Genomic DNA, 18,490 nt, shown 5'->3' with positions numbered 1-18,490 from the left:
ATCGCGCGGATCGGGCCTCTGCAGGCTGCGCCGATAGCTGAGCGTCAGGTCGGCTTCGTCGCTGGCGGCATACTTCAGGTGCAGGCTGGGATTGAATGCCTGCCAGCGTCCTGTCTGCATGGCGCCGTCTGCCGGTCTGACCCGAAGCGCCATGCGCTCCATCCGTCCGCCCAAAAGCGCTTCCCATTTCCCATGCCTGATCTGGTCGGTGAGATAGGCGGCACTGAGCGTGGTGGCCACGGCATAGCCATTGGTCGTCTCGGGATCGGGCGTCTCCGCTCCCGTCGCACGGTCGACCGACGCCTGATAGTTATGGAGGTCGTTGACCTGGTCCTGGATATCGAGGCCCATGCCCCACTGGCCGTGAGCGGACGCGCGGCTCCAGTCGACGGTAGCCTGGTTGAGGTGGCGCGCCGACCTGGTGGCACCGCGACTGTAGCCCGTGGCGCGCGCCGGTTCGACGAATACATCGCTGAATGACTTGTCGATCAAGCCTTTCGTATGGCTGCGCTGGACCATCGCCTTCAGCGCGCTCCCCTGGTCCTGGTGGCTGTAATTGAGGCTGGCGCTGGCGTCGGCCTGCTCATTGGGGCCGTAGGAGATGCGATGAAAGATGGTCGGGCCGGCAGCGTCGCGGACCACGTTCAGCGTGTCGTGCAGCGGACGCGAACCGCGGTCATTATATTTCGCCGACAGGCTCAGGCTATCGGTGTCGCTGAGGGCGACATCGACGCCCAGTGCCGCGCTGTGGACTTTGCGGCGCACGAATATCTCCGACGTCTGCACGGTCGTCCCGGCTTGCCCGCTGAGAGGATTATTCCACTCGACCGCCGACCGGCGGAATTTTTGCGTGCCGTCGCGGCGATACGCCAGGTTGCCGTGCACGCTGATATCCTTGCTGGTCAGGTCGCCCGATGTACCGACATTCCACAGGCCGTGGTCGGCGGCGCTGGCCTGCATCTGCGCGCGCGCACCCGGTTTGCGGTTGCGCTTCAAGACGATATTGACGATCGCCCCGCCATTGGCGTTGTAGGCGGCGGATGGATTGGTGATCACTTCGATGCTGGCGATGTCGGCGCCGCTCATGGTTTGCAGCGCCAGCGCCCGCTCATCGCCCGCCATCATCGCCGTCGGCTTGCCGTCGACCAGGACCGTGACCTGGGTATTTCCCTTGACCGAGATGTGCCCGTCGGCCGTCACCGCGACCTCGGGCGTCGACTGCAACACGTCCTGGGCGCTACCGTTGGCCGCCCTTGGCATGCTGGACACGTCATGGACGGTCTTGTCGATCTTTTTGACGACCGGCGCTTTCTTGCCTGTCACGGTCACTGTCGCGACTGCCGGATCTTCAGCGCGCGTCGTCAATGGCAGCCCGACGAGCGTGAACAGGGTCAGGGAGAATGTCGTCCTGAGTACGGCACACAGATATGGGTTGGCGGAGATGATTTTCTTGCACCTGTGCGGTGAGGAATGTTGAAAGAAATACATGCCGTCATTGTAACGTCTCGATAGGTAAATGGGCGGATTTTGATCGCCGCCGGCAGGGCGATTTTCAGCGCCTGAGCACGTGCTGCGGCGGGTCATCGGTGTTGACGCACCCGGCTCCATTGTGCCGACCTGTCCGGAAAAGGAAATCCGTCATGGGAGTTGCGCATCAGAGCGCGCGCACCAGTTTGTCGGGATTGCGCACCACATAGATCGCGCTGATCCTGCCATCTTCCATATCGAACGACATGGTCGAATCGAGCCTGCCATCGACAAGGCGCAGCAGACCCGCCTCGCCATTGATGGTCGCGTGCTCGAACGTGGTGGCGGCGCCGTACTTGCGCGCCATGCTCTCGTAGAAGCGGGCGATCTTGTCGGCACCGCGCACCACGTTGATGGTGGCTGAGACCTTGCCGCCGCCATCGGCCGTGAATGTGGCGTCCGGTGCGAACAGCTGCGCCAGTTGCGCGCGCTCGCCGCTTTGCGCGGCCGTGACGAAACGCCCCAATAAATCCATGTGCGTTGCATCACTGACGGCAAAGCGCGGCCGTCCGGCGCGCACCCGTTCGCGCGCGCGGTGCAGCAACTGGCGGCATGCCGCTTCGGTTTTGTCGACGGCGGCGGCGATGTCGGCGTAGTCGCAGTCGAATACCTCGTGCAGCAAAAATACCGCGCGCTCTTCGGGGCCGAGACGCTCCAGCATGAGCATGAAGGCCATCGAGACGTCGCCCGCCAGCTCCAGGCGCGATTCCGGCAGGTCGCTCGCGCGCGTGACGATCGGTTCTGCCAGCCATGGGCCGATGTAGGCGTCGCGTTCGGCGATGGCGCTGCGCAGGCGGTCGATGCACAGGCGCGTGACGACGGTGACCAGCCAGGCGTCGGCGCTGGCCAGCGCGGCGCGCGCGTCATTCGCGTTCCAGCGCAGCCACGCGTCCTGCACGGCATCGTCGGCGTCGGCGCGCGAGCCGAGCATGCGGTAGGCGATGCCGAACAGGCGTGGACGCAGCTGGTGGAAGTGATGGGTGAAAGTGTCGTTCATTCTTTTTTGAGGGAAGCTGTCACAAACGGTGCGACGGGCCCGTCTAATGATTGTAAGGCCAACCAATCAATCTCACCAAAAAGGAACCAGCATGGAACGCATCAATTTTCAGACCGCTTCGCCGAAGGCCATCAAGGCATGGATAGCACTCGAACAGTATATCGCCACGTCGAGTATCGACAAGCCGCTGGCGGAACTGGTGCGGCTGCGCAGTTCGCAGATCAATGGCTGCGCTTTTTGCGTGGACATGCACGCGACCGATGCGCGCAATGGCGGCGAGACTGAACGGCGCCTGCATGCGGTGTCGGTATGGCGTGAAACGCCATTTTTCACGCCGCGCGAACGGGCCGCGCTGAGGTGGACCGAAACCATGACGCGCCTCGCGCAGCAGCCCGATACCGGCGAGAGCTACGCGGCGCTGGCCGAGCAGTTCAGCGCCGAGGAGATGGTCGATCTCACGCTGCTGATCTCGACCATCAATGGCTGGAACCGGCTTGCCGTGGGATTTGCCAACATGCCGGAATAGCTGACCGCGACCACGCCCCGGCGCGCACACTTGCGGCCCCGGCGATACTGCTTACGGCAGCACCACCTTGATGACACCATTGGCCACGGTGAGATACAGTGCGCCTTGGGTGTCGAAGGCGATACCGCTGACTGCTGGCAGGCTGCCCAGCGCCAGTTCGTTCTTGCCAGGCGTGCCGACCGGGGTGCTTGCCAGGCCGGCCGGCGTGATTTTGCGGATCGTGAAATTACCGGTGTCGGCGACAAACAGGTTGCCGGCCTTGTCGAATGCCATGCGGCCAAGCGTGGAGAAGCGCGCTTCTTCCTTGCCGTCGCTCGCGCCACCCTTGCCGGGGACGCCGGCGAAGATGGTCATCGCGCCGCCGCTGACCTTCCAGATGACGTTACCTTCCAGGTCCGACAGATACACGGCTCCGGCATTGTCGACCGCGATGCCGCCGTAGCGGTACCCCAGCATCAATACGCCCGGTGCGGTACCGTTGTAGTTGTCCGCCAGGGTGGTGACGTTGCCGTCGGCTGCGATGCGACGCAGCGCGACGCGTCGCAGGCTGTCGCAAAATCCCGGATCTTTCGGCGTCGGGCAATAATTATTGGCGTTGGTGGCAGTGCTCACGAGGTAAATATTGCCTGCCGCGTCGGTGCTCATCGTCGGCAGCGTGACTGTGGCCGGTTTGCCGGCCGGTGTCACATCGCGCGGGTCGACCGGTACCTGCACCGTCGTCACCACGCCAGCCGGGCTGACTTTACGTACCAGGCTGATACCCGGCGCCTGGCTGCTGGCCACGTCGAACACGAACAGATTGCCCCTGGCGTCGATGGAAAGTTCGGTCGGCAGGCGGAAGCTGGCCTGTCCGGCGATGCCATCGGCCGTGCCGCTCACGCGTGCGGAGCCGGCCAGGGTGCTCACGGCGCCATCCGGGGTGATTCTGCGGATGGCGTGGTTGAGCGAATCGGCAATATGGACGTTGCCGGCCGCGTCGGCGCCAATGCCCTTGGGCGCGTAAAAGCGCGCGTCCTGGGCGAGGCCGTCGATCGACCCGCTCGAACGTGGCAGAACCGGGGTGCCGGCCACGGTCGTGACGACACCTGCCTGCGTGATCTTGCGCACGGTCTTGTTGCCGGCATCGTTGACAAACACATTGCCGGCAGCGTCCACGTCGATCCCGCGTGGCAGGTTGAACGAGGCCTTGTTGCCCTGGCCGTCGGCCGAACCAATCTGCTCGAAGCGCCCGGCGATCGTCAGCACTTTGCCGTCGGAAGTGATCTTGCGAATGCTGGCGTTGCCGGTATCGCTGACGTACAGCGTGCCTGCGGCATCGATGGCCAGGCCGGAGGGGGACGAAAAGCGCGCGTTGAAGGCGTCGCCATCGGCCCATCCGCCGTCCGCACTGCCGGCGATGATGGTGGCCGTGCCGTCCGCCGTGATCTTGTAGATCAGGTTTCCTTCGATGAGCAGTAGGTTGCCCGCGGCGTCAATCGCCAGCGCCGAAGGCGTGCGCAGGGTGATCGGCTTGCCGCCACCGGTGCCGTCGCGGAAGGTGTGGAGGGCCATGGTGCTCACGTTGCCGGCGGCGTCGATGCGGCGCAAGCTGGCCGTCTCGCGGCCCTGGTCGCTGATGTAGACGATGCCATTGGCATCGACCGCGATGTCTTGCGGGTTGTCGAAGCGGGCTGCCGCGCCCTGGCCATCGGTGCTGCCGCGCGCGTCGCGGTTGCCGGCGACCAGACTGACGACGCCTGCCGGCGATACCTTGTAGATGGCTGCCCAGCAGGACACGTAGACGTTGCCTGCCTGGTCGTGTCGCGCCGCCCAGGTATTGCATACCGGGTCGACCGGGAGGCGGCTGACGGCGCCGGCGCTGGTGACCTTGGTGACGTTATAGCCGCCCGCGACGAACAGCTTGCCGGTGGCGTCGATGGACAGGCCGCCCATCATGTCGAAGGCGGGAGGCGGGTCCGGTCCGGATTTTTCCGCGATGGCGCCGGCGAATGCTATCAGGCCGGTGCTGGTGACGGTGAGCGCTGCCTTTGCGCTATCGGCGCTGCCGGCAGCGTTGCGCACGGCGACGCTGAACACGGCGGCATTGTCGCTCGACTGGGCTGCCGCCAGGGTGCAGGTCGACGCGGTAGCGCCGGGGATGGCCACGCCATTGCGGCTCCACTGGTAGCTGAGCGAATCGGTGCCGCTGGCTGCGGCGCTGAATGTCACGCCCTGGCCAAGCTGCACCGACTGGTTCTGTGGCTGCGATGTGAATACGGGCGCTTGCGCCACTGGCACGGCCACCGGCGGTGTCGGGGTTGGAGTACCTCCGTCGCTGCCGCCCCCGCAGGCGCTCAGGCCCGTTATGCAAACGAGCGCAGTGATCGCGGCGGCATTGAATGTGCGCGCCTGACGGGTATTATGGGGTGACATGGCTGCCTTGTTAGTAAGATTGATAGAACGCGGTCGATCGCCAGGTCCGTCGCCGGCAGCAACCGCGTAAACGCGTCGAGCACGCGCTCGTCGACCGGTGCGACGTAGTTCAGCGTGACGTCCGCAGTTGACGAGGGTGCGGCGTCGGCCAGCGTGATGAAGGTCTTCACCAGCAGGTCGGGAGGCAGGTCCATGTGGATCGCGAGATAGGGCAGGCCGGGGCTGGCCTCGACCACGGTGCCTTCGCAGCGTGTTTCGGCACCGAGCACGAGGCAGCTCATTTCGTCGTAGGCGAGGGTGCTGGCGCCGAGACGGGCGCACTTGCGGCCCTGAAGGACGACGACGATGCCCGGCGCGAGTGTCTGGATTTTGTCGTAACGGAGAGGAGTGGAAAAGCGGTAGTAGCGCAGGCCTGGCCAGATGGAATCGGTGCGGCCTTCGCTCACGGCGCGCGCGGCGACCATGCTGCGCAGGCGTGCCAAGGGCGTCGAACTGGCGTCGGTATTCACAATGTAGGCTCGTCCTGAAAAAGAGAGCCTCCATTATAAAGAGGATACGCGCCTGCAACCGGCGCCGCCATGGCACGGCGCCGGGTATGGGGTAGCGCTGCGGTCAGGCCGTTTCGCGGCCTTCGCCGGCCAGCCAGCGCAATGCCGTCAGGCTGGGCATGAACAGGTATTCACCGCCGCGCACCGTGCAGAAGGTCTGGATGCCGTGGATGCGCTGGCGCACCGGGCGTTTCTGGATGGTGAAGGTGCTGTCCTCATCCTGCTGGCCGAGGATCGGATCGCGCTCCTTGCCCAGGTCCATGAAGTTGCCATGGTCGACCCACTCGGCCTGCATGAACTCCACCGTTTCCGGCGCCTTGGCGCTGATCCCGATAAAGAACAGGCCGCGTTCCTGGCCGTCGTCCTCCAGCAGGTCGGCGCGCCACGGCGCACCGAAAGTGGTGCTGCGGCGGATGATGCGGTGGATGTTCACGTCGGTCAGTACGGCCAGCTTGCTGTCGCGCGGATTCATGCGGCGCATGTGGCAGCCGTGCGGCGCTTGCAGGCCGGCCTGGTCGTCCTTGTACGTGAAGTCGTTGTTGCGCTTCGGGTCCGCGCCGAGGGCCGGATCGTCCTTTTCCGGCGCCAGCGTCAGCGGCGCGCCGCTGCGCCAGCGGCCCACCAGCTTGGCCGCCAGCAGTTCCTGGCCGGCTTCGTCGTCGGCGTTGTCGCGCAGGAAGCGGTTGAACGCGGCGGCGTCGGCCTGGTACTTGCGGATCACGACGAAGGTGCCGTTGCGCCCCAGCGCTTGCGGTTGCGGCATCGCCATCGGCACGCCCGATTCGCCCGGATAGCCGAGTATCAGTTCGCCCGCCTTGATCGCGGCGCCCTGGCCCGGCAGCAGGTCTTCGATGCCGCCATCGATGGCCGGGTTGCTGATGTTGTCGCGGTAGCCGAACGGGTTCAGGCTGTCCGGCTGCGCGCCGAAGTCGTGCATGCCCAGCAAGGTGACGCCCTGGACATCCTTGAATTCGTTCTGCGCGGTGGCCAGCGCGTGCTTCCACGATGCTTCATCGGGCGCGAAGATCGAGATCGTCACGTGCACGTCGCCGCTGCCGTACGGCGCTTCCCAGTTGGCCGGCGCGCTCGCGCCGATGTCTTGCAGGCGGTCGGCACGCGCCGCCATCCCGGCGCGGAAGGCGGCCGGGAAACTGGCCAGCGACTCCTCGGGGATGTCGAGCGCCACCAGGCCGGCGTGGCTCACGGCCACGGCGATCCATGCGGTGGTATTGGTGCGCGCGTCGGCCGCGCTGCGCACGTGCGGCGCCAGGCGCGAGAGCAGCGCGCGCCCGCCCGCGGCCTCGTCGATTTTCAGCAGCACGTGGGTGCCGAAGTAAGGGTCGGGACGCTTGAAGAGGATGGTGGCCTGGATGTCGTCCAGCTCCAGCGTTGGCGAGGAGTGGACCAGGTTCTTGAGGGTGTCGATGATCGTCATGGAAACCTCAGGCAATCTTGTCCAGGAATTCCTGGAGCGCGTCGTTCTGCTTTTGCAGGCGGCGCGTTTCGACCACCGACAGGTTCGGATTGGCGACGTACCAGCCGTCGGCGGTGATCTGATGGCCGGCGATGAAGTCCTTTACGCCCGGATCGGTGATGCCCGGCCAGCCTTCGACGGACGAAAACAGCAAATCCATCAGGTCGGGAATCTTGGTTGCGAAGTCTTCGATGTAGGTATCCCAGTCGCCGTCGTAGGTGGTGGCGAAGAGGATCTTGGTATCGTTTTCAAAAAACACGAAGCGCATGTCGTGCAGGGTCGAGACCTTCTGCGCGCCGTTGAAGTTGCCGTTGACGAGCTTGAAGATGCGGCGCAGGCGGTCGGCGCCGCCCGGCTTCAGGTTGGCCATGGCGGTCAGTTCGGAGATCTTGCCGGACTGGCGGCCGATGCGGCCGGCCGATCCCGCGTGGCCTTCGGTATTCGGGTCCTGCTCGCGCAGCATGTTTTCGAGCGCGAGCTTGAGCAGGTCGGGGGCGTCTCCCAGGACCTCCTGGACCTTGCGCTTGATGTCCGCGAGGTCATTGGAAGATGTATTTTGTGGGGTGGTATCGCTCATGATTGCTCCTTAAGTCTTTAAAAAATGGTACTGCCTGGACTGCTTGACTACTTAATCTGGTACCTGGCCGATGCTGTCGATCTCGATGCGCGGCTGCGCATTCATCTCGTGGCGGAACATGGACGACGCCTCGTAGGCCTTGATGCGCGCGCGCATGATGGAGCCGAGCGGGCGGTGCGCCTCGATGCAGTGCCACGGGTTGAACGAGAGGATGTCGTCGGCGAACACGCGGCGCGCCGGGCTGAACGCCTGCTGCGGCGGGATGGTCAGCTTGGCGACCGGCAGATAGGGCGACGCTTCCTGCGGCCACTCGATCGAGGCGTCTTCGATCGGCATGGTGGCGATGTCGGTGCACAGCTGCGCGCGCAGCTCGTACTCGGCGCCCTGGCCGGCGAAGAAGTCGACCACCAGGTTGCGCAGGGCCGAGTCGTCGGCATCGTCGCCGAGCGGCTGGCCGGTGAGGGCGCGCACGTTGTCCGACAGCGGTGCCGCGCACAGCTTGGCCACGTAGTCGCCGTAGCGCACCGCTGCCATGCTGAAGAAGGTCTCGCCGAGGATGTGGTTGTTGGGGGCGCCGAGCGTATCGACGACCGGGTTCTCGATGCCCAGCGCGTGCATGGCCTTGCTGCCGCCACGGGCGAGGGCGGCCACGATGCGGCGTACCATGTCCGGGTCGTCGGCGTGCTTTTCCAGCAGCTTCTGGGTCTTGAGGTAGGCGGCGGCGTGGCCGAAGGCGATCACCGGGTGGTTCACCAGCAGCAGGTCTTGCGTGGTCGCGTCCTGGCGCTTGGGCAGGAACTGCGGGCCGTCCACGCCCAGCATCTTGATCGCCATGCCGCGCGGGGACGGCAGCTTGTCGCTGTGGATGTCGCCGGGCGCGGTGGAGAGGCGGATCACGACCGGATAGGTGGCGGGGCGGGCGAATACGCCCTGGGCCAAGTGCGGGGCCAGGTTGTCATACACGGTGACGTGGCCGACCAGTACCCCGTGGCACTTGGCGTGGGCATCGCGCTTGGCGTGGCGGTGTTTGTCGAACACGCGGGTGTTTACGCGCATCATCGATTCGACCACGCTGTCGATAATCTGGTCTTCGTTTACCTGCTTTTGTTCCAGGTTGTCGTTGTAAGGGACGTACGTGGTGGTGGACATGGGGCTTCCTCGCTTGTTTGTAATATTGCAATGGAGCCAAGGAGTGTACCGATGGTGCGGTGGCGTTCGATAGAATGTTTGCTCGAACGGTGGAGTATGGTGAGGTGCGAGGCGGATGCGCGCTGACAAGTGGACCATGCGCGCCTAAGATCGTTCGATTATTTGGTCAGTGCCTGCTGCAAGCACCTTGTGACTACGGGATGATCGCCCGGAAACGCTCGAACAGTGCTTCAGAAATATCCGCCGCGCCAAATATCTGAGCACGCTTGCGTTGGTCCGGGAAGATGGCAAGTGTGATGGAACCATGCTCGGTGCGCCTGCGCACGGTAATCCCTTGTTAACCATGGGAGCCTGTTCAGGCGGAATTGATTTTTGCCAATATCCGCCCTCGACAGGCTTTTCAAGCACGACCCGGCCAAAACTAAAAGAAAGACACTATCAACATGACGCTGTCAAAGAAAACACAGGTCGACCTGCAACTGATCCTTCCCGACGTGTACGACACTGCGGATCGATGCATTTTCCGATTGATTGATTTGCTGACCGGGCGCCCTGGGATCGAGCGCGTCCATATCACCGATCCGGAGCACGGCAAGGCCAATTTATGCGTGCATTATGATCCTCAAGCATTGACCATCCAGCGTTTGCGAGAACTGATCGATGCGGCGGGAGCCCAGCTGACGTCGGCGTACTCGCATCTTGTCGTGCGTGCCGCAGTGCCCCTGCACGCGCGCGCCGCGCGCACCCTTGAGGCTGGCCTGCGGCGTCTTCCAGGCGTGTTCGAGGCTCACGTGGCCGCGTCGGGCGCCGTTTCAATCGAGTACGACCGCGCCCTGGTCTCCGAGCTGCTGTTGCGGCAAAAGATCGGCAGTCCCGCAGCGCCACCGCAAGCAGCCGGCGCCGCACCCGGCAACGAAGATGCGCATCGGCCTGGCGCCGATGTTGCGCACGAAGACCACGCGGCGCACGGACATGCTGACGCCGATGGGGCGGCGCATGCCGGCCACGATCACGCTGGCAACGGACCCTTCGGCGAGAAATCCGAATTGATTTTTGCGCTGTTCGCCGGCGTCATGCTCATCGCAGGCTGGCTAAGCGGACGCAGTGGGGCCGGCCCGGAGTGGCTGCCGATCGCGCTGTATGTCGCCGCGTATGGCTTCGGAGGCTATTTCACGGTCATGGAGGCGATCGGGAATCTGCGTGCGCGCCGCTTTGAAATCGATACGCTGATGCTGGTGGCCGCCGTTGGCGCCGCTGCGCTGGGAAAATGGGCGGAGGGTTCGCTGCTGTTGTTCCTGTTTAGCCTGGGTCATTCACTTGAACACTATGCGATGGGACGCGCCCGACGCGCCATCGAGGCGCTGGCCAAGATCGCGCCGGAGACGGCGAATCTGCGCCGCGAGGGGGCGCTCGTGAGCGTTCCAGTTGCCGAGCTCAAGCGCGGCGATATCGTCGCCGTCCGCCCCAACGAGCGCATGCCGGCCGACGGCGTGGTGGTGACCGGTACCACCAGCGTCAACCAGGCGCCTGTGACGGGCGAAAGCGTTCCGGTCGATAAGCAGCCGTCGGCCGATCCAAGCCAAATGGTGGAGGCGTTCGATCGGGCTCCTGCCGAAAACCGGGTGTTTGCCGGCACCATCAACGGTAGCGGCGCCGTTGACGTGATGGTGGCCCGCCCCGCAAGCGAGTCGACTATGGCGCGCGTGGTCAAGATGGTCACCGATGCAGAAGCGCAGCGCTCGCCGACCCAGAATTTCACAGAACGCTTCGAGCGTATGTTCGTGCCTGCCGTACTGGGATTGGTAGGTCTGTTGATGTTCGCCTTCCTGGTCATCGATGAGCCTTTTGCCGACAGTTTTTACCGCGCGATGGCGGTGCTGGTGGCCGCCAGCCCATGTGCGCTGGCGATCTCCGTGCCGAGCGCGGTACTGAGCGGTATCGCACGGGCAGCGCGCGGCGGCGTGCTGATCAAGGGTGGCGCGCCGCTGGAGAACCTGGGAACGCTCACGTCCATCGCCTTCGATAAGACCGGTACCCTGACCGAAGGAAAGCCGGCCTTGACCGATGCGCTTGCCGCCGAAGGGGCGACCGAGGACGAACTGCTCGCGGTGGCGCTGGCCGTGGAAGAACATAGCGACCATCCGCTGGCATCGGCCGTGGTGGCCGGCGCCAAGGAGCGGCTCGGGGGCAAGGCTGCCACCATGACAGTCACCGACATCAAGAGCATCACCGGGCGCGGTGTGCAGGCCAGTGTCGACGGGGAGCTGGTTTACATTGGAAAACCGGTCCTGTTTTCAGAGCTGGAAGGGGCGGCCCTTCCCGGCCCACTCGACGCGGCCAACAACAAGCTGGTAGCCGAAGGCCGCACCACCATGATCGTGCGAAAGGGTGCACGCTTCCTTGGTGTGATTGGCGTAATGGACACGTCGCGGCCTGCGGCAGCGGACGTCATGGCGGCCCTGCGCAGGCTGGGCATCGAGCGGCTCATCATGATTTCCGGCGATAACCAGCAAGTGGCCGACGCCGTCGCCAAGACTGTCGGACTGACGCAAGCGCACGGCGACCTGATGCCGGAGCAAAAAGTGGCTGCCATCAAGGACCTGGCTGAAAAGCACGGCAAAGTGGCGATGGTCGGTGACGGCGTCAACGACGCGCCGGCAATGGCCAATGCCACGGTCGGCATCGCCATGGGAGCCGCTGGATCCGATGTCGCATTGGAGACCGCCGATGTCGCGTTGATGGCCGATGACCTGGCGCAGTTGCCATTCGCGGTCGGCCTGTCCCGGCGCACCAGCCGCATCATCAAGCAAAACCTGTGGGTGAGCCTGGGCGTGGTCGCGGTCTTGATACCGGCGACCATCCTGGGCTTGAACATCGGTACTGCCGTGATATTCCATGAAGGCTCAACGCTGCTGGTCGTGATCAATGCGTTGCGCCTGCTTGCCTATCCCGACGCGGCTTCTCTCACCGCCGACGCGGCCCCTGCGCGGCAACAGGAGGGCGACGCGTTTGGCGTTCCCGACAGCCAACCCAAGTCGACAATAGCGCCATCATGACAGCCGCACTGGCGAAGGTGCTCACTTGCGCGGCGATGCCGGCGATTGCGGTTGTGGTGGGCGCGCTTGCATCACTGTTGCGGCAAGCGAGTGCGAGATCGCGCAGTGCGCTCCAGCACGTCGCGGCTTCCCCTTGGGTGTCGGGCGGATGCTGGGGTTGAGGTGGTTTGGCGAGCGCAGCGAAGGCGCGCACGCTTGTGTATTCCAGGGCGCGGTGATGGTGGCCTGCGCCAATGAAAAAAGCGGGCATGGCGCCCGCTTTTGTTTTTTACTCTTCGCGGCGCAAGTGCGGGAAGAGAATCACGTCACGGATGTTCGGCGAATCGGTGATCAGCATGATCAGGCGATCGATGCCGATCCCGCAGCCACCGGCCGGCGGCATGCCGTATTCCAGCGCGCGGATGTAGTCGGCGTCGTAGAACATCGCCTCGTCGTCGCCCGCGTCCTTGGCCGCGACCTGTGCCAGGAAGCGCGCCGCCTGGTCTTCGGAGTCGTTCAGCTCCGAGAAGCCATTAGCCAGCTCGCGCCCGACGATGAACAGCTCGAAACGCTCGGTGATGCCGGCTACCGTGTCCGACGCGCGCGCCAGTGGCGATACTTCGGCCGGGTAGTCGACGATGAAGGTCGGCTCCCACAGCTGCGCTTCGGCGGTTTCCTCGAACAGCGCCAGTTGCAGCGCGCCCAGGCCGGCGGTCGAAAACGGCTTCACGCCGAATTTGAGCAGTTCGGCCTTGATGAATTCCGCGTCCTGCAACTGCTCCGCGGTGTAGTGCGGAGCGTAGGCGTTGATGGCGCCGACGATGGTCATGCGGCGGAATGGCTTGGACAAGTCCAGCGGCTTGCCGCCGTAGGTCAGTTCGGCGGTACCGTGCGCATCGATGGCGGCCTGGCGGATCACCGCTTCGGTGAAGTCCATGATCCACTGGTAGTCGGTGTAGGCCGCGTAGAATTCCATCATCGTGAATTCAGGATTGTGGCGCGGCGAGACGCCTTCATTGCGGAAGTTGCGGTTCACTTCGAACACGCGGTCAAAACCGCCGACCACCAGGCGCTTGAGGTACAGTTCCGGCGCGATGCGCAGGAACATTTCCATGTCCAGCGCATTGTGGTGGGTAGTGAACGGCTTCGCGGCGGCGCCACCAGGAATCGAATGCAGCATCGGCGTTTCGACTTCCATGAAGTCGTTCTTTTCCATGAAGCGGCGGATCGACGACATGGCGGCGGTACGGGCCTTGAACGTGCGGCGCGTTTCGTCGTTGGTAATCAGGTCCACATAACGCTGGCGATACTTGGTTTCCTGGTCCGACAGGCCATGGAATTTGCTTGGCAAAGGACGCAGCGACTTGGTGATCAGGCGCAGGGTCGACACCTTGACCGTCAGTTCGTCGGTCTTGGTCTTGAACAGCGTGCCTTCGACACCCAGGATGTCGCCCAGGTCGTAGTGGCTCAGCGCTTCCATGGCGGCTTCGCCGGTTTTGTCGAGCGTGACGTAGATCTGGATGCGGCCGTCGGCGCGCGCGCCGGACGAATCCTGCAGGGTTGCGAATACGGCTTTTTTACCGGCTTCGCGCTTGAGCATCATGCGCCCGGCCAGGACCACGGGCACCTCGGTCGCTTCGAGTTCTTCGCGCGTCTTGCCGCCGAATTCCTCGACCAGTTGCGCCGCCTTGTGCTGCGGACGGAAATCGTTAGGAAAGGCGATACCGCCTTCGCGCAGCGTAGCCAGCTTGGCGCGGCGTTCGGCGATCAGTTTGTTTTCATCTGCCGGGGCGGGGGCTTGGTCTTGGATGTCCGTAGTCATGGTGAGTGTCGCTTTGTGGGTTGATGCGAATGTAAATCAGGAGGAAAACAGGGCGTCGATCGTCAGTTCGGAAAAATCGCTGGCGATGTGGATGACGTTGTCGAATTCGGCAAAGGCGTCGGCGGGCAGGGTGGTGGTCAGCACCACGGCGCGCATGCCGGCGCGGCGCGCCGCTTCCACGCCCAGCGGCGCGTCCTCGAACACGATGCAGTGCTCGGGCGCGACGCCGCAGCGCTCCGCCGCGAGCAGGAACACGTCAGGATGCGGCTTGCCGCGCGCGACATCGGCGGCGCCGACCACGGTGTCGAAGTGGCGGCGCAGGTCCAGGCCATCGAGCGTGAAGGTGATGTTGGCGTTGGGCGCGGCGGTCGCCACGGCCAGCGCCACGTTCATCTCCTTGGCCAGCGCGATCAGGCCGTCGAAGCCGGCCACCGTTTTGCGGTGCGGCTCGTACAGCTCGCGGTAGACCACTTCCTTTTCGTCGTTCAGGACCCGCACCTCGTCGTCATTGAGGTGTTCGCCCATCTCCGAACGGATGATTTCCTTGCCCTGGCGGCCGGCCGTGGCGCGGAAAAATTCGTCGGCGTCGATGTCCTTGCCACGGCGCTGGAAAAAGGCAATCCAGGACTCGGTGTGAAAGGACATGTTGTCGACGATGGTGCCGTCCATGTCGAAGATGAATGCGCGTCGGGTAGCGGTCATGAATTACACGCCTTGCTTGAGGGAGGCCGAAATGAAGTCGTCCAGGTCGCCGTCCAGCACGCCCTTGGTGTTACCCGTTTCGAAGTTGGTACGCAAATCCTTGATGCGCGACTGATCGAGCACGTAGGAACGGATCTGGTGACCCCAGCCCACATCGGTCTTGGAGTCTTCGAGCTTTTGCTGCTCGCTCATGCGCTTGCGCAGTTCGTGCTCGTACAGCTTCGCCTTGAGCATTTCCATCGCTTCGGCGCGGTTGCGGTGCTGGCTGCGGTCGTTCTGGCACTGGACCACGATGCCGGTCGGGCCGTGCGTCATGCGGACTGCGGAGTCGGTCTTGTTAATGTGCTGGCCACCGGCGCCGGACGCGCGGTAGGTATCGACGCGGATGTCGGCCGGGTTGACGTCGATCTGGATCGAGTCATCCACTTCCGGGTACACGAACAGGCTGGTGAACGACGTATGGCGGCCGTTGGCCGAGTCGAACGGCGACTTGCGCACCAGGCGATGCACGCCGGTTTCGGTGCGCAGGTGGCCGTAGGCGTACTCGCCTTCGACCTTGAGGGTGGCGGTCTTGATGCCGGCCACCTCGCCGTCGGACTGTTCGAGAATCTCGACCTTGAAGCCCTTGCGTTCGCAATAGCGCAGGTATTGACGCAGCAGCATCGAGGCCCAGTCCTGGGCTTCGGTACCGCCGGCGCCGGCCTGGATGTCGATGAAGCAGTTGTTGGCGTCCATCGGGTTGCCGAACATGCGGCGGAACTCCATCGCTTCGACCACGGCCTTGATGGCGTCGGCGTCGACGATGACCGCTTCGAGCGTGTCGTCGTCGTTTTCTTCGCGCGCCATTGCGAACAGGTCGTTCGCGTCTTTCAGGTCGGCGTCGGCCTTGATCAGCGTATGCACGACGCCTTCCAGCGCCTTTTTCTCTTTACCGAGATCCTGGGCGCGTTTCGGATCGTTCCAGACGGTCGGATCTTCTAGTTCTTCGTTGACTTGTTCGAGCTTCTCTGACTTTTTATCGAAGTCAAAGATACCTCCGAAGTTCGGCTTCACGATCCGTCAGGTCGTTGAGCAGGGCGGAGAGGGCGTTAATGCGTTCGGCTTCCATGGCGTTTCCGGTCTTATTGAATTGGTTAAATCGAACCTTCGATTATACCCCAGCGCGCCACATTTCCGGTCGCCCCGGCGCACCTGGCTTGATCGGCGTGGCGGCGCTGCCGTATCATGCAGCGAATATTCCCCTGCCACCCGCCGAAATCGCCCCTATGCGTTATCAAATTTGCATTCCCGCCGTGCCCCTGATGTTGTGCGCCGTCGCCGGCGCCGCCACGCCGCCCACCGGTTCGACCGCGCTGGTCGGGGTGATGGAAACCACCGACCTGCATTCGAACGTGGTCGGCTACGATTACTTCAAGCTCGCGCCCGAACCGTCGCTGGGCCTGGACCGCACCGCCTCGCTGATTGCCCAGGCGCGCCAGCAGTTCCCGAACAATCTGCTGTTCGATAACGGCGACACCATCCAGGGCACGGCGCTGGCCGACTACCAGGCACTGGCGAATCCGCTCAAGTGCGACCAGACGCTGGCGATCTACAAGGTCATGAACAAGCTCGGTTACGACGGCGGCGGCATCGGCAACCACGAATTCAATTACGGCCTGGCTTATCTGAGCCAGGTGACCGGCAACCGCTTCGAGGTCGATGGCGTCGATGCGTCCCGGCCGCGCTGCGCCGGGCCGGCCTTTCCGCAGGTGCTGGCCAACGTCTATAGCCTCAAGACGCGCCAGCCGCTGTTTACACCTTACCGCATCATCGAAAAACAGATCGCGGCGCTGGACGCCGACGGCAAGCCGGTGACGGCCACGCTCAAAGTCGGCATCATCGGCTTCGCGCCGCCGACCATCCTGTCGTGGGACAAGCGCTGGCTGGACGGGAAGGTGTATACCGAGGGCCTGCGTGAAACCGCCGCCAAATTCATCCCCGAGATGCGCGCCAAGGGCGCCGATCTGGTGGTGGCGATTTCACACGGTGGCCTGGACGACAGCACCTACGCGCCGTCGATGGAAAACGGGAACTGGCATCTGTCCAAGGTGCCCGGCATCGACGCCATGCTGATCGGGCACTCGCACCTGCCATTTCCGAATGCGGCCAGCACGGTCCCGCAATTCAACCTGCCCGGGGTGGACAAGGTCAAGGGCCTGGTCAACGGCGTGCCGACGGTGATGGCCAACCTGTGGGGCAAGCACCTCGGCGTGATCGGCCTGCACCTGTCGTACGACGGCCAGCGCTGGGTGGTCGACGCAAGCAAGACAACGGTGGAGGCGCGCGCCGCCCAGCAGGCCGATAAATCGTTCATCGCGCCCGATCCCGCCATCGCCGCGATGGTCGCAAGCGAGCACGAAGCGACCATCCGCTACGTCAAGACGCCGGTCGGCGCGACCGACTTCCGCATGTCGACTTATTTTGCCGACGTGGGCGACGTGTCGGCTGTTACCGTGGTCAACCAGGCACAGACCGATTATGTGATGAAGTATGTGAAGGCCAATATGCCGCAGTACGCGGCTTTGCCAGTGCTGTCGATGGCCTCGCCGTTCAAGGGCGGCACGGCCGGCGTGACCGACTACACCGACGTAAAGGCGGGCAACCTGGCGCTCAACAATGCGGCCGACCTGTACCTGTATCCGAATTCGCTGTACGCGGTGAAGGTCAATGGCGGGGAACTGAAGGACTGGCTGGAGCGGGCGGCGGAGCGCTTCAACACCATCGATCCGGAACTGGCGGCGCCGCAGGAGCTGATCAACACCGCGTTCCCGACCTATAACTTCGATGCGCTCACGTCGAAGGAAGTCAGTTACGAAATCGATGTCACCAAAACACCGGGCCAGCGCATCAAGAACCTGCGCTTCCGCGACAAGCCGGTCAACGCCTCGAACGAGTTTTTGGTGGCGACCAATAACTACCGCGCCAGCGGCGGTGGCGGCTTTCCGGGCCTGGACGGCAGCAAGACCGCAATTGCCGCGCCGGACGCCAACCGTGATGTACTGATCGCCTACATCAAGGACGTGAAGAACCTTACGCGCGCGCAGCACGGCCAGCAGCGCAGCTGGCGTTTCGCCAAAACGCGCACCGCCGGGCCGGTGGTGTTCCATTCGGCGCCGGCGATGCTGCCGCTGGCGCAGCAGGCCGGCCTTGGCAATGTGTCGCTGCTGCGCGCCGACGATGGCCTGGGCAAGGGTTTCGCGCTGTACGCGCTCGACCTGTCGAAATGATGCGGCGCCTGCTGCTGGCGGCGCTGCTGTGCGGCTGCGCTGCGGCGCGCGCGCAGCCGCTCGATCCGGCCGGCCTGGCGCGTTTGCAGGACGCGGCGGGGCACGATGCGGCCGCCGCGTATGACCTGGGCCGCATGGTCCGCAACGGCATCGGCACCGCGCGCGAACCGCTGCGCGCCCTTGCGCTGATCGAATCGAGCGCCCGGCGCGGCCATGCGCCGGCCATGTTCACCTTGTCGGCCATGCTGGCGGCGGGCGAGGGCTGTGCGGCGGACTTGCCGGCGGCGCGGCGCTGGCTGGAGGCGGCCGCGGAACTGGAGCATCCCGAGGCCCTGCAGCAAATGGCCATGTACGTGCAGGAAGGCGCGCTGGGGTTCGCGCCCGACCAGCAGCGCGCCGCCCAGCTGCTGCGTGAAGCGGCGCACGCGATGACGCATCGCGCGCAGGATCATTAA

Annotated in this window: 15 protein-coding genes; 4 read left to right on the top strand and 11 right to left on the bottom strand. The window is 64.2% G+C overall.

Going from position 1 to position 18,490, the window contains the following annotated elements; translation table 11 throughout:
- A partial coding sequence (locus PO883_RS27450) for a TonB-dependent receptor domain-containing protein (protein ID WP_289312587.1) occupies nt 1-1,323 on the bottom strand: 1,323 nt, incomplete at its 3' end.
- Nucleotides 1,324-1,654: 331 nt separating this feature from the next.
- Complete coding sequence (gene sigJ, locus PO883_RS27445) at nt 1,655-2,524, bottom strand: RNA polymerase sigma factor SigJ (RefSeq protein ID WP_289312586.1); 870 nt, start codon at nt 2,522-2,524, stop codon at nt 1,655-1,657.
- A 91-nt stretch (nt 2,525-2,615) separates the two neighbouring features.
- Here sigJ and PO883_RS27440 point away from each other — a divergent pair, with 91 nt between their 5' ends.
- Complete coding sequence (locus PO883_RS27440) at nt 2,616-3,050, top strand: carboxymuconolactone decarboxylase family protein (RefSeq protein WP_289312585.1); 435 nt, start codon at nt 2,616-2,618, stop codon at nt 3,048-3,050.
- A gap of 51 nt (nt 3,051-3,101) precedes the next feature.
- Here PO883_RS27440 and PO883_RS27435 read toward each other — a convergent pair whose 3' ends face one another.
- The 6 genes from PO883_RS27435 to PO883_RS27410 form a co-directional block, all read right to left on the bottom strand.
- A complete protein-coding gene (locus PO883_RS27435) occupies nt 3,102-5,462 on the bottom strand; it encodes a hypothetical protein (protein WP_289312584.1) in 2,361 nt (786 codons plus the stop codon).
- Nucleotides 5,393-5,971 (bottom strand): AraC family transcriptional regulator, encoded by a 579-nt coding sequence (locus PO883_RS27430; RefSeq protein ID WP_289312583.1) that lies wholly within the window; start codon nt 5,969-5,971, stop codon nt 5,393-5,395. The genes PO883_RS27435 and PO883_RS27430 overlap by 70 nt, the downstream gene beginning before the upstream one ends.
- 103 nt (nt 5,972-6,074) lie before the next feature.
- A complete protein-coding gene (locus PO883_RS27425; protein WP_289312582.1) occupies nt 6,075-7,445 on the bottom strand; it encodes a Dyp-type peroxidase in 1,371 nt (456 codons plus the stop codon).
- 7 nt (nt 7,446-7,452) lie between these two features.
- Complete coding sequence (locus PO883_RS27420) at nt 7,453-8,061, bottom strand: hypothetical protein (protein WP_289312581.1); 609 nt, start codon at nt 8,059-8,061, stop codon at nt 7,453-7,455.
- A 51-nt stretch (nt 8,062-8,112) separates the two neighbouring features.
- Nucleotides 8,113-9,210 (bottom strand): catalase family protein, encoded by a 1,098-nt coding sequence (locus tag PO883_RS27415; protein WP_289312580.1) that lies wholly within the window; start codon nt 9,208-9,210, stop codon nt 8,113-8,115.
- Nucleotides 9,211-9,403: 193 nt separating this feature from the next.
- Nucleotides 9,404-9,535 carry a hypothetical protein gene (locus PO883_RS27410; RefSeq protein ID WP_289312579.1) on the bottom strand — a complete coding sequence of 44 codons (132 nt, stop codon included), beginning with the start codon at nt 9,533-9,535 and terminating at the stop codon, nt 9,404-9,406.
- 118 nt (nt 9,536-9,653) lie between these two features.
- On the opposite strand from PO883_RS27410, the gene PO883_RS27405 reads away from it, so the two are divergent.
- Nucleotides 9,654-12,266, top strand: coding sequence for a heavy metal translocating P-type ATPase (locus PO883_RS27405; RefSeq protein WP_289312578.1), 2,613 nt, complete (start codon nt 9,654-9,656; stop codon nt 12,264-12,266).
- A 268-nt stretch (nt 12,267-12,534) separates the two neighbouring features.
- Here the strand turns inward: PO883_RS27405 and lysS are convergent, their stop codons facing one another.
- The 3 genes from lysS to prfB all read right to left on the bottom strand — a co-directional run bounded on the left by lysS (nt 12,535) and on the right by prfB (nt 15,877).
- Entirely contained in the window at nt 12,535-14,067 is a 1,533-nt protein-coding gene (gene lysS / locus PO883_RS27400; RefSeq protein WP_289312577.1) for a lysine--tRNA ligase, read from the bottom strand.
- Nucleotides 14,068-14,103: 36 nt separating this feature from the next.
- Nucleotides 14,104-14,769, bottom strand: coding sequence for an HAD family phosphatase (locus PO883_RS27395; RefSeq protein WP_289312576.1), 666 nt, complete (start codon nt 14,767-14,769; stop codon nt 14,104-14,106).
- Between the two features lie 3 nt (nt 14,770-14,772).
- A protein-coding gene (gene prfB, locus PO883_RS27390; RefSeq protein WP_206087921.1) for a peptide chain release factor 2 occupies nt 14,773-15,877 on the bottom strand; the annotation gives its coding sequence in 2 pieces (ribosomal slippage) (nt 14,773-15,795 and nt 15,797-15,877; 1,104 coding nt in all).
- Between the two features lie 157 nt (nt 15,878-16,034).
- On the opposite strand from prfB, the gene PO883_RS27385 reads away from it, so the two are divergent.
- Nucleotides 16,035-18,035 (top strand): bifunctional 2',3'-cyclic-nucleotide 2'-phosphodiesterase/3'-nucleotidase, encoded by a 2,001-nt coding sequence (locus PO883_RS27385; RefSeq protein WP_289312575.1) that lies wholly within the window; start codon nt 16,035-16,037, stop codon nt 18,033-18,035.
- A complete protein-coding gene (locus PO883_RS27380) occupies nt 18,032-18,490 on the top strand; it encodes a tetratricopeptide repeat protein (protein ID WP_289312574.1) in 459 nt (152 codons plus the stop codon). The genes PO883_RS27385 and PO883_RS27380 overlap by 4 nt, the downstream gene beginning before the upstream one ends.

It is taken from the genome of Massilia sp. DJPM01, from assembly GCF_030348125.1.
In the GTDB taxonomy this organism is placed as follows: domain Bacteria; phylum Pseudomonadota; class Gammaproteobacteria; order Burkholderiales; family Burkholderiaceae_D; genus Telluria_A; species Telluria_A frigida.
Note: the sequence above shows the minus strand (reverse complement) of the source record. Positions and strands in the feature narration are given on the sequence as shown.